Source organism: Gardnerella leopoldii, from assembly GCF_003293675.1.
In the GTDB taxonomy this organism is placed as follows: Bacteria; Actinomycetota; Actinomycetes; order Actinomycetales; family Bifidobacteriaceae; genus Bifidobacterium; species Bifidobacterium leopoldii.
Map to the genome: position 1 here is coordinate 1,148,171 of NZ_CP029984.1, position 15,682 is coordinate 1,163,852.

The 15,682-nt window shown below is 46.1% G+C and carries 11 protein-coding genes and 1 tRNA gene; all 12 read right to left on the reverse strand.

Annotated features, from left to right (window positions below; translation table 11 throughout):
* Positions 1–516: 516 nt before the first annotated feature.
* Positions 517–2,421 (reverse strand): SpaH/EbpB family LPXTG-anchored major pilin, encoded by a 1,905-nt coding sequence (locus DOD25_RS04610; protein ID WP_112928808.1) that lies wholly within the window; start codon positions 2,419–2,421, stop codon positions 517–519.
* Positions 2,422–2,663: 242 nt separating this feature from the next.
* Positions 2,664–4,148, reverse strand: a complete 1,485-nt coding sequence (locus tag DOD25_RS06480; protein WP_234025937.1) for a hypothetical protein — start codon at positions 4,146–4,148, stop codon at positions 2,664–2,666.
* Between the two features lie 119 nt (positions 4,149–4,267).
* The gene (locus DOD25_RS06485; RefSeq protein WP_234025938.1) at positions 4,268–5,005 is read right to left on the reverse strand and encodes a hypothetical protein; all 738 of its coding nucleotides are present in this window, start codon (positions 5,003–5,005) and stop codon (positions 4,268–4,270) included.
* Between the two features lie 328 nt (positions 5,006–5,333).
* Positions 5,334–6,221, reverse strand: a complete 888-nt coding sequence (nusG, locus tag DOD25_RS04620) for a transcription termination/antitermination protein NusG (protein ID WP_112928809.1) — start codon at positions 6,219–6,221, stop codon at positions 5,334–5,336.
* 41 nt (positions 6,222–6,262) lie between these two features.
* On the reverse strand, positions 6,263–6,490 hold the full coding sequence (gene secE, locus DOD25_RS04625) for a preprotein translocase subunit SecE (protein WP_004106254.1): 228 nt from the start codon (positions 6,488–6,490) through the stop codon (positions 6,263–6,265).
* Between the two features lie 36 nt (positions 6,491–6,526).
* Positions 6,527–6,602, reverse strand: a tRNA-Trp gene (locus DOD25_RS04630).
* A 157-nt stretch (positions 6,603–6,759) separates the two neighbouring features.
* A complete protein-coding gene (locus tag DOD25_RS04635) occupies positions 6,760–7,998 on the reverse strand; it encodes a pyridoxal phosphate-dependent aminotransferase (protein ID WP_112928810.1) in 1,239 nt (412 codons plus the stop codon).
* A gap of 319 nt (positions 7,999–8,317) precedes the next feature.
* Positions 8,318–9,463 carry a glutamate 5-kinase gene (gene proB, locus DOD25_RS04640; RefSeq protein WP_004106251.1) on the reverse strand — a complete coding sequence of 382 codons (1,146 nt, stop codon included), beginning with the start codon at positions 9,461–9,463 and terminating at the stop codon, positions 8,318–8,320.
* Positions 9,464–9,488: 25 nt separating this feature from the next.
* Complete coding sequence (gene obgE, locus DOD25_RS04645; RefSeq protein WP_112928811.1) at positions 9,489–11,171, reverse strand: GTPase ObgE; 1,683 nt, start codon at positions 11,169–11,171, stop codon at positions 9,489–9,491.
* Between the two features lie 147 nt (positions 11,172–11,318).
* Positions 11,319–11,570, reverse strand: coding sequence for a 50S ribosomal protein L27 (gene rpmA / locus DOD25_RS04650; RefSeq protein WP_004106248.1), 252 nt, complete (start codon positions 11,568–11,570; stop codon positions 11,319–11,321).
* A gap of 33 nt (positions 11,571–11,603) precedes the next feature.
* Positions 11,604–11,912, reverse strand: coding sequence for a 50S ribosomal protein L21 (gene rplU / locus DOD25_RS04655; protein WP_004111933.1), 309 nt, complete (start codon positions 11,910–11,912; stop codon positions 11,604–11,606).
* Positions 11,913–12,086: 174 nt separating this feature from the next.
* A complete protein-coding gene (locus DOD25_RS04660) occupies positions 12,087–15,371 on the reverse strand; it encodes an Rne/Rng family ribonuclease (protein WP_112928812.1) in 3,285 nt (1,094 codons plus the stop codon).
* Between the last annotated feature and the right edge of the window lie 311 nt (positions 15,372–15,682).

Sequence of the window (15,682 nt, forward strand, 5' to 3'; positions counted from 1 at the left end):
CCGCTTTTATATTGCTCGACCAAGCAACACCCACCCCTCACTCGTAAATTCACACATCGTTGTTTTGTGGTGTGGTAGGAGTGCTTGGCGTGGTGTATGCGGCAGCAATGACGTTAATGTCCTTTGGACAACAAGCAATCAACGTCTGCAGAGCAATAATGCTAAAGTTCACTAAGCAATAAATAATCGACGTTTGCAAAACATTACTGCAAAGATTCAGGAGGTTTGGGGGAAATACGACCTTTATTTTACGCGACTGTAAAATTTCTGCCGGATTCGAGCGCGTAGCCGACCGTTTCTGTACATGCACGTAAAGTTTATGCCGCTTGTTAGCGCGCAACCGACCGTTCCTTTACACGTGTGTAAAATTTCTGCCGCTTGTTGGCGAGAACACGACTTTTTCTTTACGAGGCTGCAAGAGAACAATCATAAGAGCAAGTGAGTCTAGGATTTAGTTCAGTAAACCCTAGACTCACACTTTGCTATTAGACTACAAGACCAGCTTTAGAAAGCGGATCAAGCGTTCTGCTGCTGTTCTTCTTCCTTGCGATTGCGCACGTACATAATCACGCTCGCAACAATAAGAACTATGCCCACAACAGCGAAAATCAGCACGCCGTAAGCACCAGTTGCAGGAAGATTGAACCAGAAGCTCTTGCCGTTGTCGCCGCCCTTAAGTGGGAGGTCCTCAAACGGCTCAGCCGTAGTCTTATCTTTCTCAACAGTCACAGCATGAACTACAGGAGAAATCGCATAACCCTTAGGAGCTTTAACCTCAACAAGATAAACAGGAACACCAGCGCGAGTCTTGTATGCCTTCGCGAAGTTACCTTTAGAATCTGTTGTAGCAGTCTGCACATCAGTAGTAGCAGCGCCAGCTGGCTGGGAAGCACCAGCTGCAGCAGCATCATTAATAGTTGACGCAGCCTTGCAAGCATCAATCGAGCCAAGTTCCTTATTTTCCTTCAGACCTTGAGCGCAAGCATCAGCCTTAGCCTTATCAGCAAAAATCCTGAACTCAGCATTTTCAAGCGGCTTCTCTTCATTACCTTCCTTATAGAACTTATGCACCTGAAGGAAACCAAAGTCAATAGTCGCCTGAGAATTCTTAGTATCTGGAATGATTGGCGGCAAGTCACCCTCATTCTTCTCATGAGCCTGGAAGAAGCCGGACTTGTTTACAACCTCATCCTGCGATTTATCCTTCTCAGCAACACTATCAGTGCCAGTCGGAGCTTTAGTGTTCTTGTAAGCATCACTAAGCTCAAACTCAAGATCAACCGTAACCTTAGGTGCTTCTTGACCTTCAGTAACGTTATTCAAGGCAGTAGCAATCTTACCTAAGCCATCATTATTAAACGTTACAAGAATACGCTTATGACCAGCAGCAAGATCCGCACCACCAGCATCAGAAGACGAGTTTACAACACTAACGGTGTACATATCTTTATTTTGATTGTCTTTTTTATCAAGACTAGTTTCGCCAATCTTTACATGCTTCACAACACTTGCATCAATAGTCTTGAAGGCAGCGGTTGGAGCATCATCGAAGACCTTATAACCCTGAAGATTAGCAGCCGTCAACTTACCATCTTTAGGCTTAGCTTTGTTCACTTCCGCAGTAATTGTAAAAGGCACTTTATCCTTAACGCTAGCGAACTTAGTCTTATCGTAAACCTTCTGAATAGTAGCCGATAGATCCTTGTTCTTCGGCGTCACAACAGGATTATAGTTATACGAAACAGTCGTCTTTGCATCCTTGCCCTCGCTAGTAGTGTACTCCGGCAAAGGAAGTGTCATATAGAAGGATTGCAAATCCGAAACACCATAGCCCTTAGGCGCGTTAGTTTCCTCAACCTTATACAAGCCAAGATCAAGATTATTCTTGCCATCACCAAACTTGGCTATACCTTTATCGTCAGTGTTCTTCGAATCAATAACGTTAGTAGTATCAAGCTTGACTTCTGCATCAGTGCCACTGTCTTTAATAGTGTGATCGTTCAGCTTAGTAACAAGCTTTGCAATCTTCTGCCAAGACTCAAATTTGCTAAGATCTAAGTTAACATACTTGTCACCTTCCTTAACAGAAGTGACTTTAGTCAATTTGAAAGTAGCGTCTTTAAGCGGCTTAAAACCAGTTTTGCATTGAGGATCTGTTTGTGTCTGAGAAGTAGTAGAGTTATCATCATTTGTCTTCTTCACGCACTTAAGGATGGTTATAGTACCTTTTGTCGGAGCATCCTTCTCCCACGGAGCCTTAGGATTCTCAGTAGCATGGGTTTCATTATGCACAGGATGGTTAGGATCCGGTTTCGCACCCCACGCAACGCCAGCCACGGTTACAGCGCCGGCGACGCACAGCGTGCCAGCCATAGCAAGCGACGCAATCGCCGCCACGAATTTATTAGTGAACTTTTTCATGTTCACCCCTTTCATTGCTTTTTACAGCAAGTAGAAAATTGATTTGCATTTATCATGCTCATACGAGTAAAGTTTTAAAATTTTTGGCATTTACCTTGTGTTATCACGCTCCCGAATCCCGAAAGACTGCACAATAAAACAATACGCAATAAAACAATGCGCGAAACAGGAAGGCTTTATGCGCAAATGCGTACGCAATCGCCTTATGCGAAGCACGGCGAGTAAATGCATATACAACTGCTTCATACGTAATTGCATAAGCCTCGCCACCTTCCCAAAATTAATTTGCGACCGCGCTCACTTTGACTTACCACGAAGCCAGCCGCCAGCAGATTCACCAATAGCGCTGCAAGAATACCGAGCTGCAAATTCCAACTCTGCCCGCCCGTATGCGGCAAAGTAAACTTGCTCACCGAATGAAGATTGAACGTAAAAGCAGCAAAATCCTTATGTTCTTTAAGAGACTTATCACCAGCTAATGCCTCATCAATGTCCGTAGGCGTTTGCTTGCCAGATTGAGCATTGAACGCTTTAGGTTTCAGCGCGTACACAACGCACTGGTAATTGCCAACCTCAGTCGGTTTTATGCTCACTTCCATATCAGTTCGCGCAGCCACTTTTTTACTTGGATCAGCAGACTCGCAAGTCTTATCGCCTTCTTTATTAGAGTGGCACGTATTTTGATTATCATCCGCAGGCACACTCAACCCAAGCTCGGCAAGATTACTGCTCCAAGTTTTGTATTCAAGATCTTCCGCAGATTGCGGAGATCCAGAAGGCTGAGTTGGTTGCGACTGTTCAGAGGGTTGCTCAAATCGCGAGCCAGCATTCTTCTTCTCGCCCTTCGAGCAGAGCACGCGCAACGTAATCTTATTCTTGCTATCCGCCGCAGAAGTAGCATCAACAAACGGCTTAAGACTCATACCGAGTATCGCAGAAATCTTGTTATTGTCGCTAGTCAACGCTGTTGTAGAATCCTTAAACGGATACACTTTCAGCGTAAGATCGTTATCGCCAATTGTTGGCTTTGGCGGCTTACTCGACTTCACTTCAATCGTAACCGACTTATAATCCCAGTCAATGCCTTGCTTAATATCATCAGTCTTCCACGTATTACTATCAACAATGTTTCCCTCAAACAGAGACTTCTTACCTGCATCAGTTTTGGCATTTTTCTTGAACTGATATACCAGATTAGAGGGATGCTTGCCACTTGCTTTGTCTATTAAATTAGCATCCTTAAAAGCGAACACTCTGCACTCAAAAGTTCCAGCACTCGTAGGCGTGCCGCTAATCCAGCTTTGAGATTCCTCAGTATACTTATCATCTTCATACAAAGCAGAATCAGCTGCACCAGTAGAAGGTCGATTCTCACCTTCCTTATGCTCGAACTGAGTCTGCATATCTGCAGAAGGATTATCCTTTTTATCTTTGAGGCTTAAACCATTAACACTGTCTACCGTATAACTGGCATTATCACCACTACCAGTTTTACAAATCATACGGTGATAAATAAAACCAAGCTTTTTAGTTGACTTAGAATCAATAAAAAGATTATTAATAGAATCGTAAACGTCTGTATTATCAGTACTGCCAGTAGTGTCTCCGCTAGAACCTTGACTATTAGTCTTTGGTTTTATAGTAATTTTATTATCACTTACAGGAGTCTTATCCGTCTTATTCACAAAATCGTATAAGCTCAGCGTTAAATCACCGTCGTTCGGCACGTCAGATACATCAACTTTTACACTTATTGTAGCGTATATTTTTTCGCTTTTATTTTTGTAATATGCAAAAACTTTAAATTTATAACTACCATAGTCCCATTTACCATTTGGACGCAAAGTTATAGAACCATCAAAGCTTTTTTATCTTTACTAGTATCCTTAACTTTGATAGTTTTACCCTTTTCTTCTTTTTCAAAATTCGCCCAACTTGGTACAGGAGCTTTACCATACTTTTCTAATTCAAACCACACGCCGTTCGGCATAGAGGCTGGTTGTTTCTTACTTTTTAATTCGAATTTTGGCTTAATAGTTATAGCGTTACCACGCTGTATTGGAACAGGATTATTATTATCGACAACACTCTTATCATTATAGTAGCTAACAACATAGCATTTTTTAAAAGGCTTATTACCACACTCTTTCGGAAGATCAGTAGTTTTTCTCGCACCTCTGTCCATTTCGCTAGAAGTTTCCGTAGAAGCGCTTTCCTTTGGAACATCTTTAACTTTTTTATTTACAGCAGAATCAGACTTAGCTTTATCGGCAGACACATCTGCATTCTGCCGATTTTCAACAGGATTCGATTCTTTATTATTCTTATCAGATTCAGTATTATTATATTCACTCTGCTTAGTCTGCTGCTTATTCTCACCCTCAGTCTTAGCAGAACCAGACTGCGCACCAACAGTCTCCCCAGTGCTAACTTTCTCGCCAGCACCACCAGCACTTAGAGCAGAAGTTGGAGCAATCACAAAAGTAGCAAGCAACATTGCAATCGCCACGAAAAAAGCAAATAACGAACGACGAATTGAGCGCACTAGTCGAAGGAAACGGCTAAATATATGCGAATTAAACATATACACCTACCTTCTAATCTGCAAAGCTTACGAATCATAATGCCATTATTACGATGACACTTAAAAAAAAAAACAACTCAATTACTCTGCTTAAACACTCAGCACTATACCCCCCCCCCACGCCTATTTGCAAGCCAAACTAAATATTTGGAAATATTTATTATTTACATTGATAAAAGCACTGTAATTGCAAGAAAATTTAGGATTATTTCCCCATTTTACGGCGTGTTGCAGTAAATAATAAAAACCGGGGCGCGAATTAACACACCCCGGTTTGTAAAAGTTATAAAATTTATAAAATCTAGCTACAAAAGCTTAGGCTTTCATCTCAAACAATCGGCTCCACTTGGTTGAATCCAAGCTCCACAGGAGTTTCACGTCCAAAGATGGAAACCAACACTGTAAGCTTCTGAGTTGTAGGCTCCACGTCCGAAACCACAGCTGCCATCGTTGAGAATGGACCGTCAGTCACAGTCACCTGATCGCCAACCTTGTAAGCAACCTCAACCTTACGCTTGCGCGCTGCAGCCGGCTTATCGCCAGCATTCTTCAAAGCTTCGGAAGCAATCATCGGAGCCATCATTGACACAACTTCCTTGCGGCTCAATGGTGCAGGCTCTCTAGAAGGACCAACAAAACCAGTCACGCCCTCAGTCTCGCGCACAATGCGACGAGCGTTCTCATCCGGCCACATGCGAATCAACACATATCCTGGCACACGCACACGGGTAATAACCTTCTTACCCTTTTCTGTATGCTTCTCGACTTCTTCCATAGGAACTTCAATCTGGAAAATCTTATCTTCCAAACCAAAGTTCTGCACGCGGGATTCAACGTTAGTTTTCACGCGCTTTTCGTAACCAGAATACGTGTGAAGAACGTACCACTTGCCTTCCAAAGTGCGAAGTTTCTTAGAAAATTCTGCTACAGCGATTGCGCCGGCATCAGTTGGGTCGGCTTCGTTCACATCATCAGCATCAGTAGTTTCGCCAGCATCGCCAGTTTCGTTAGAAGCATCAGCAACACTGTCAGCAGCAGCGCCATCAGCTACATCAGCTTCAACATCAGCAGATTCCTCATCCACATCAGCTTCAACAGACTCGCTAGAAGCAACAGCTTCATTATTCACAGCTGATTCGTTTGCTTCGTCAGCATCATGAGAAGCAAAAGCCTCATCAGCTTCACTTGCTTCTTCGAGATTGAATTCATCAGTCATCTTGCATACACCTTCAAAATTTCAACTCAGCCAATTTCAACTCAGCCGAACAGCCACATTACGGACTTACCCAAACCGAAGTCCATGCAGGTGACGAAAGCCATCAAAAATACAACAAATATGAAAACTGCAGACGACCAAGCAAACAACTCTTTGCCATGAGGTGCAATAACCTTGCGTGTCTCGTCAATAGTTTGCTTAACGAACATGCCAATACGCACGAACAAGTTATGCTTTACTGCTTTCTTAGTACTGCGTGCCTGCGCCATGCTTGAATCCTTCGTGTAAAAACTTGAACAAAAAACTGGCAGGGACGGCGGGACTCGAACCCACAACCTACGGTTTTGGAGACCGTTGCGCTACCAATTGCGCCACATCCCTAAGGTGAACTTGCTCATCATACCCCAAAAGGGACGAAATAGCAAACCGCCAGATAGACATACTATCTCATGGGCATGATTTCGTTATATCATCGCACAAAAGCGAGTGTCGCATTTTGCAATGGTAAGCAAGTTCTTATTTTGCAATAAATACTTGCTTAAGCTTCAACCCACTTCTTCATGCGACGCATGCCCTCAGCAAGCTGGTCGTCAGCAAGAGCGCAAGAGAATCGCAAATAGCCAGGAGCACCAAAAGCCTCTCCTGGAACCGCAGCAACATGCGCTTCGTCAAGCAACATTTCAGCAAATCGAGAAGAAGTATGCGGCACTTCGCAATGCTCGCCAAGCGGACGCTCAAGCAGCGCCTCAACGTTAGCAAACGCGTAAAAAGCGCCATGAGGAAGAGGGCAAGTAACGCCGTCAATATTGTTCAACGCTTCCACAATCGCTTTGCGTCGAGCGTCAAAAGCCTCACGCATAGTGGCAACCACGTCCAGCGAACCGCCGACTGCAGCAATTGCTGCACGCTGTGAAATATTAGAAACATTAGAAGTCATATGGCTTTGAAGCTTAATTGCAGCTTTAGCAACATCTTCCGGAGCCACCATCCATCCAACACGCCAACCAGGCATAGCATAAGTTTTAGCAACACCATTCAAAATCAGCAGCTGCTCGCGAATTTCCGGCACCTCGACGCCAATATACGAAGTCGAAATGCCGTCGTAATGCAAGTGCTCGTAAATCTCATCAGAAATAACCCAAATATGGTGTTTTACAGCCCACTCGCCGATTGCGCGAATAGTTTGCGCGCTCCAAATAGCGCCTGTAGGATTCGAAGGCGAAGTTACGATAATTGCGCGCGTGCGTGAAGTGCGAGCGGACTCAATTGCCTCAATATCTGGCTCAAAACCGCAATCTGCACCTGCCAAAACTGGCACAGGCACGCCGCCTGCAAGCTTCACAGCCTCCGGATAACTCGTCCAATATGGAGCTGGAATAATAACTTCGTCGCCATCATTTAAGAGAATTTGGCAAGCCTCATACACAGCTTGCTTTCCGCCGTTTGTAACTACGACTTGTTTTGGGGAAACTTCGTAGCCGGAATCTCGCTGCACTTTGCTCGCAATCGCCTCCCTAAGCTCCGGTAAACCTGCCGTAGCAGTATAACGATAGTTGCGCGGGTCTTTACACGCTTGTGTTGCAGCATCAACAATATAAGAGGGAGTAGGAAAATCTGGCTCGCCTGCGCCAAAGCTTACAACGTCAATGCCGTCAGCTTTCATAGCTTTTGCCTTGCCGTCTACTGCCAAAGTTGCACTCGGAGCGACCCGGTTAATACGCTCGCTTAATACGCGCCAATTTTCTGAGGATGAAGTTTCTGCAATATTCTCTGCCATGATTTACAGTGTAACCTTAAGCCGCGAAACGGCAAATCTGCCGGAAATTTATAAACGAAGCGCGACTACAAACGCTCTAGTTCCAAAATCGTATTTATCTGCGCTTCTTAAGATACTAGCGACATTTTCTACACACGGATGTAAAGTTTCTGCCGGTTTTTGGTGAGATTCCGACATTTTCTACACACGCTTGTAAAATTTCTGCCGGTTTTTGGTGAAATTCCGACATTTTCTACACACGCTTGTAAAGTTTTTGTCGCTTTCGTAGTTTTTGGAAACATTTGTCGTGTGATTTTCCGGCAAATATAGCCGCATCTAACTACACAAGCACGAGATTGTCGCGGTGCACAACCGGATGCGCATACTGACGGCCGAGTGATTCTTCAAGCTCATCGCTCGTACGCCCCATAATCTCCGGAATTTCCTCCGCGTCAAAAGCAACCAAACCCTTAGCCAAATGGTTACCCTGCTCATCGTCAATCCACACAGGATCCGTCGCCGAAAACTCGCCACGCACGCCAACAATACCAGCCGCAAGCAAGCTCGCGCGACCTCCGCGAACCGCCTTCGCAGCACCATTATCAACCACCAAAACTCCGTGCGGATGCGAAGCAAAACCAATCCAAAGTCGCCTTGAAGAATCGCGCGTATGCACCGGCGCAAACACAGTACCAACAGCATCTCCAGCCAGTGCCGGACCGGCATTTCCAGCGCAAGTTAGCACAGTTGGAATTCCCGAAACTGCAGCAACATGCGCAGCTTCCATCTTCGTCACCATACCACCGGTACCTACGCCCGAAACACTTGCGCCAACTTTCACTTCTTCAATCGCGCGCGTCACATCTGGCACAAAACTCACACGCTTAGCACCCGGTTCACTAGGCGGCGCAGTATAGAGAGAATCCACATCCGTAAGCAACACAAGAGCTTCCGCTCGCACAATATTTGCTACAAGAGCTGCAAGACGGTCGTTGTCACCAAATCGAATTTCGTTGCTAGAAAGTGCATCATTTTCGTTTACTATTGGGATTACGCCAAGCTCAAGCAAACGTAGCATTGTGCGTTGCGCATTTCGGTAGCGCGACGGCGAAATAGTAACGTCCGCCGTAAGAAGCATTTGCCCGACTCTGAAACCAAATTGCGAAAATGCTGCTTCGTATTGAGCCATAAGCAATCCTTGACCAACTGAAGCCGTTGCCTGCTGAGTTGGCACATCTTTAGGACGCTCATTAAAGCCGAGCAAACCAAATCCAGCTGCAATTGCGCCAGAAGACACAAGCACAATGCGAGCGCCTTGCATTTGCGCGTGACTTATTGCAGTCACAAGAGCGCGCAACTTTTGCACATCCAGCTGACCGGACGCGCTCGTAAGTGAGCTTGAGCCAACTTTTACGACGATTGTGCGCGCCTCACGAATTGAACACCGAACCCCATCTTCGGTAAGCTCAATTTCTGGATTATTCATAAGATTCCCCTTGACCTTGATTTTTCTAGTTTTTCTGCTCTTCTCCACGACCAAACAAGCTATTTTCATCATGGCGATCGTCATCCACAGAAGGATCTGCCCAGTGACCCGACTTTCGCTCAGCCATCATCGCGTCTCGAACTGCGCTCTTTGCATCCATCATGCTGTGATAATCTCGTCTACGCTCAGCATTCGTACGCCTTGCTCCGCGAGGATCGTTCGCTTCGATTCGCAAATCCTTACCACGCGCACCCAAGTTAGCGCCGTCCAATCCTTCTGCACCGGCAGCAATATTTGGATCCCAATCGAAACAAACCATATGATTCCCAGTGCCAATACGAATTTCGTCTCCTGGACGCGCGCCCTTCTTGCGCAATTCATCCTCAACACCAAGCTTTGCTAAGCGATCCGCCAAATAACCAACGGCTTCGTCGTTGTCAAAATTCGTTTGTACAACCCAGCGCTCAGGTTTTGCGCCAGTAACAGTGAACCAAAAATCACCATTCCTATCTTCTTCGCGCTTAATTTCAAAGTCTGCGCTATTTCCACGTCCATCATCGCGGCGACGACGCAAAGCTGAAGTCTGCTGCTCAAGCGGCTGGATGACAACACGCTCTTCTTCTCGTGCTGCTTCCTCGGCAGCGAGCTTCTCGCGCATCTTTTCAACCAATCGTCCAAGCGCAAAACCAAGCTCTTTCAAGCCCTCGTGAGACGCGGTAGAAATCTCAAATACAGTCAATCCCATTTTCTCAAATTCACCGCGTACAAAATCAGCCAATTCTTTAGCTTCAGGCACATCGACTTTATTTAGCACAATAATGCGCGGACGCTCTGGAATTGGAATCGCACCCAACGGAAGCTCAAGTTTATCAGCGTATTGCGCAAGCTCATGCTCAAGAGCGTGGTAATCGCTAATTGGATCGCGATTTGGCTCCAGCGTTGCGCAATCAATTACATGCGCAATAATCTCTGTGCGCTCAATATGACGCAAAAACTCAAGACCTAAGCCTTTTCCTTCGGAAGCTCCTGGAATTAAGCCTGGAACGTCTGCAATTGTGTAGCGATAGTTGCCGAAGCTTACAACGCCTAGGTTTGGCACCAAAGTAGTAAACGGGTAATCAGCAATTTTCGGCTTAGCTGCACTAATTGAGGCAACTAAGCTTGATTTTCCTGCAGAAGGGAATCCAACTAAAGCTACGTCTGCGATAGACTTGAGTTCCAAAATTACGTCGCGTTCTTCGCCAGGCTCGCCTAAAAGCGCGAATCCTGGGGCACGACGAGTTTTGTTTGCGAGTGCTGCGTTGCCAAGACCGCCGGCACCCCCCTGCGCCACAACGAATTTGTCTCCAACATGTTGCAAATCCGCCAAAACTTCGCCAGGTCGCTTTTGAGAGCCTGCGGCACCGCGTGCTGTAAAAACAACAGTTCCAACAGGCACTGGAAGCACTAAGTCTGCACCTTTTGAACCGTCTTTAGTGTCACCTAAGCCCATCGTACCGTTTTCTGCAGTGCGGTGAGGCATGAAGCGGTAGTCAAGTAAGCTGTTTGCGTTGCGATCAGCTACAAAAATAACGGAACCGCCGTCACCGCCATTACCGCCATTTGGGCCTGCTAATGGTTTGTACTTTTCGCGACGAACTCCGGCAGATCCGTTTCCACCATCTCCGCCTTTTACATGCACTGTTACGCGGTCTACAAAATCACTCATACTGCTACCTTACTCGAAGCTAAACACCTAAATTCTCGGGAACATGCGAGAACAAAAAAGCCGCACCGAACTGGGTGCGGCTTAAACGTTTTATCGCCGAGTTATTATCGTCGACTTATTGTTGAAGCACTTTGGCTTAGCTAAAATTCAGGCGGTAACAACGTCAACAACCTTGCGGTCGCGACGGATACCGAACTTCACATTGCCGTCCACCAAAGCGTACAGCGTGTGATCCTTGCCCAAAGCAACATTCTGACCTGCGTGGAACTTAGTGCCGCGCTGACGAACGATAATGTTGCCAGCCACTACAGCTTCACCGCCAAACTTCTTAACACCAAGATATTGCGCTTGTGAGTCGCGACCGTTGCGCGAGCTAGACGCACCCTTCTTATGTGCCATCTCACTGTCCTTTCAGGTTTATACCACCGTCAATCAGGCGATGGCCGTGATCTTGACGAGAGTCAACTTCTGACGATGACCCTTGCGACGAGCCACACCAGTCTTGTTCTTATACTTCATAATGCTAATCTTTGGACCTTTGGCTTCGTCATTCAAGACTTCTGCCTTCACCGTGATCTTAGCAAGATCCTTGGCGCTTAAGGTCACCTTAGCACCGTCAACAACGAGCGCGACCGGGAATTCCACGGTATCGCCCTTCTTTGCATCGAGACGGTTCACGAGAATGGCGTCGCCAACCTCGACCTTCTCTTGATGGCCACCGGCCTTCACAATCGCGTACATAATTCGTTCCTTAGCTCAATTGAAAGCTTACTTTTGCCTTGCGCACAGCAAAACGCGCGCGGCAAGACACCGACTATCAAAAATACACCTACCCATGTACTAACGTCAAGTCGCTAGATTCATGAGTCAATGCAGACAATATTCAATATTGTACTCAAGGCATATACTTAGTCACTATTCAGAGGCGCAATCATCATTTTCTGTAGTTTCTTGCGTAGTTTCCTGCGTAGCATCTTGCATAGGTTCTTGCGTAGTATCTTGCGCAGGTTGCTCCGAAGTATACCCAGCAATCTCTTGCGTAGTATCCTCTAAATTATTTTCAATTAATTCTTCAGAAGTTTTATTCGCTTCACTAGTTTCCGCAACTTCACTAGTTTCAGCAGTTTCGCCAGCATCCGCAGTTTCGCCAGTTTCATCCGCCTTAGAAGATACAGACTCTTTGTCAGAATTCAAAAAATTGCTATACTGCGTTTCTTCTTCAGATTTATGAGCTGCGTCAGTAATTACAGATGCGGCAGCTATACGCGCTAACTTAGCTCTCACTTCCGCACTAGAACCCTGCTGCTTAACAGGCGCAGGCTGTTCCGTTGCGCTTCCGTGACCATACTTGTTTGTTTTAACAAAAGGATCTCCGCCCTTAAGCGCATAAGGATCTGCATATTCCGAAGAAACAGTAGGCTCATCGTGCAAAATAAATCCACGTCCCTTGCACGTTGGACACTCTTCAGAGAACGCTTCAACTAAGCCTTGGCCAACGCGTTTACGCGTCATTTGCACAAGACCAAGAGACGTAACTTCAGCAACCTGATGCTTCGTGCGATCCCTAGCCAAGCATTCCAAAAGCCTACGCAAAACCAAATCGCGGTTCGCTGGCATAACCATATCGACATAATCGATCATGACCATGCCACCAATATCGCGCAAACGAAGCTGGCGTGCAATCTCTTCAGAAGCCTCCAAATTACAACGAGTAACCGTTTCTTCCAAAGACTTACCACGCCCAATAAATCGTCCAGTATTCACATCGATCGTAGTCATTGCTTCCGTACGATCAATCACGATAGAGCCGCCAGCTGGCAAATAAACCTGACGCTCCATGCCCTTACGAAGCTGACTATCAATCTGCCACTTATCGAAAACGTCTTTGCCTTCATGCTCAGCAGGATCCCAATATTCAACCTTGCTGCGCAAATCTGGAGCCATCATCTCAAGATATTCATCAATTCGCTGACGCACTCCCTCGCCTTCCACAATAAGCTTTTGGAAGTCATCGTTGAAAATATCGCGCACAACACGAATTGCCACATCAGGCTCACCCTGTAACAACTTAGGACGCTTTCCATGCAAGTATTCTTCGCGCTTAGCTTCAATGCGCTCCCACTGCTTAACGAGCGAATCTAAATCTTTTTCAATCGACTCCTCGCTTGCACCGTCAGCAGCAGTACGAATAATAACACCCATATCTTTTGGCGCAATCTTCGACACAATAGCGCGCAAACGCGAGCGCTCTCGATCTGAAAGCTTGCGGCTTACACCTGTCATACCGCCAGATGGCACAAGCACTAAGAAACGCCCTGCAAGAGTTACTTGCGAAGTCAATCGAGCACCCTTATGTCCAATTGGATCCTTAGTAACCTGCACAAGCACAGGATCGCCAGACTTAAACGCAAGCTCAATCCTACGAGGCTGACCTTCAAGACGAGCCATATCCCAATTAACTTCGCCTGCATAAAGCACGCCATTTCGAGCCTGACCAATATCCACAAACGCAGCTTCCATGCTTGGAAGCACGTTTTGAATGCGCCCAAGATAAATATTTCCAACAGTAGCAACTTCTTGAATATCAGAAACATAATGTTCTACAAGAATATTGTCTTCAATAACGGAAATTTGCGTATGACGATCGCGCTCACGAACAACCATTAATCGTTCAACATTTTCACGACGAGCAAGGAAATCTTGCTCCATAAGAAGGTTTTGACGGCTACGCTCACGCCTATTATCTCTACGGCGTTGGCGCTTTGCTTCAAGTCGCGTAGAGCCTTCAATATCCGTAATTTCGTCTATATACTGCTGCTTGCGCGAGCGGCGAGAAGTCAAGTCGTCTTCGTTTGCATTAGTGTAGTCGGATGACTCTTCCTGAGAAGGTGCGGAATTCGTGTCATCGGAGGATTTAGAACGGCGGCGGCGACGGCGGCGCGTATAAAGAGTTTCTTCCTCATCTTGCTCACGAAGTTCTTCTGGATCTGGAATTAAATCGCGATCTTCTTGAGAGACTTCATCTAGACTTGTGCGTTTTGTGCGAGAATTCACGTCATCGTCAAGATCATTTGAAATATCAATGTCTAAATCGCGACTTCCGTTGCGGCTTTCATTTCGATCAGTGCGAGAGCTACGACGGCGACGACGGCGACGCGTAATCATTATTTCATCGTCATCGTTGCCATTATTCGCATTATAATCGTCGTTTGTACCTCTGTTATCGCCTTCGTCACTGCTATTGCGGCTATCTCTGCTATTGCTACCGCCTCTGCTGTCTACTGCACCGTTTTCATTTCGAGCGTCATCATCATTAGAGATGTTATTCGACATATTGCGACGATTAGAACGCCTATTCGAAGTATTTTCTGCAGATAAAATATCGCTAACATCAAGAGTTTCATCGATGCGCGTATCAATGGGAGCATAAACAATATTGTCGTATGCAAGATCCTCTTCAATTTGCTCAACTTCAGCTGCAGCACGTCGCTCAACAGCATTCAATCTGCGAGAACGGCGAGAACGCTGGCTTTTGCGAGTTTTTTCGTCGCGATCATCTTGCGAATCCTGAAAATTCTTAGCGTACTCAGAATCTTGAGAATACATAGAATGACTTGTTTCACGCGATGTTTCACGACTATTCCCTCTGCCACTATCACGCTTTATTTCGCTTGAATTCTCGCGTCTTTCAGAACGAGACTTGCGTTCGCTACTATCACGACTATCACGAGAATCACGGCTATTGCGTCCACCGCGCCTTCCGCGAGAAATATCACGTAAATCATCGCGCAAATCATCATTCAAGCCATCACGCGAGTTGTCACGCAAGTCATTACGCGAACTGCTGCTTTCCTCGCTACGATCGTTCACTACCTTAGGAAGAACTGGCTCCTGGAATAGGAGCGAAGTTATTGGGCGCGATTTAACAACATGCGGCTCAGAATTCTTCGCACTAGAATCCTCAACTTTTAGTTCCATTGCTTCTCCAGCCGCACCGGCACCACGAGTAACTCGTCGACCGCGACGGCGACGCGTAACGCCAGAGCTTTGCTGCAAAGTATCACCGGCAGCCATATTACTTTCCGCAAAATCTGTAGATTGCATTATTCCGGACATTTCCGCAGAAGTAGCGGTTTTAGACACAGTTCTACTATTTTCAGCTTCAGATTCATTGAAGCGTTCTCTTATTATTCTGGGCACTATGCTCCTCACGAGACGCTGCATCGCCTCGCATCCCTGGCTTTAAGTTAAGCACGCACGTGCGCGAGCCACCCCAAAGCTCTCTACAAAGTCTAGCTGCGCGACAGCGGACGCCAGCCTCGGAAAACGCTCACGAGGGGATCGACGCCATCGATTGCCTGGCGGCTTGCAGTGCCACCGCTCTCTAGTATGCCATATTGCCGAGTCAAATATATGACTCGTTGAATATTAAAATTTGCATCGCTGTTTTTAAGCCAATTAGCAGTTACTAAAAATTCCAATAATTTCAAACTTATCCATAGCGCACATAA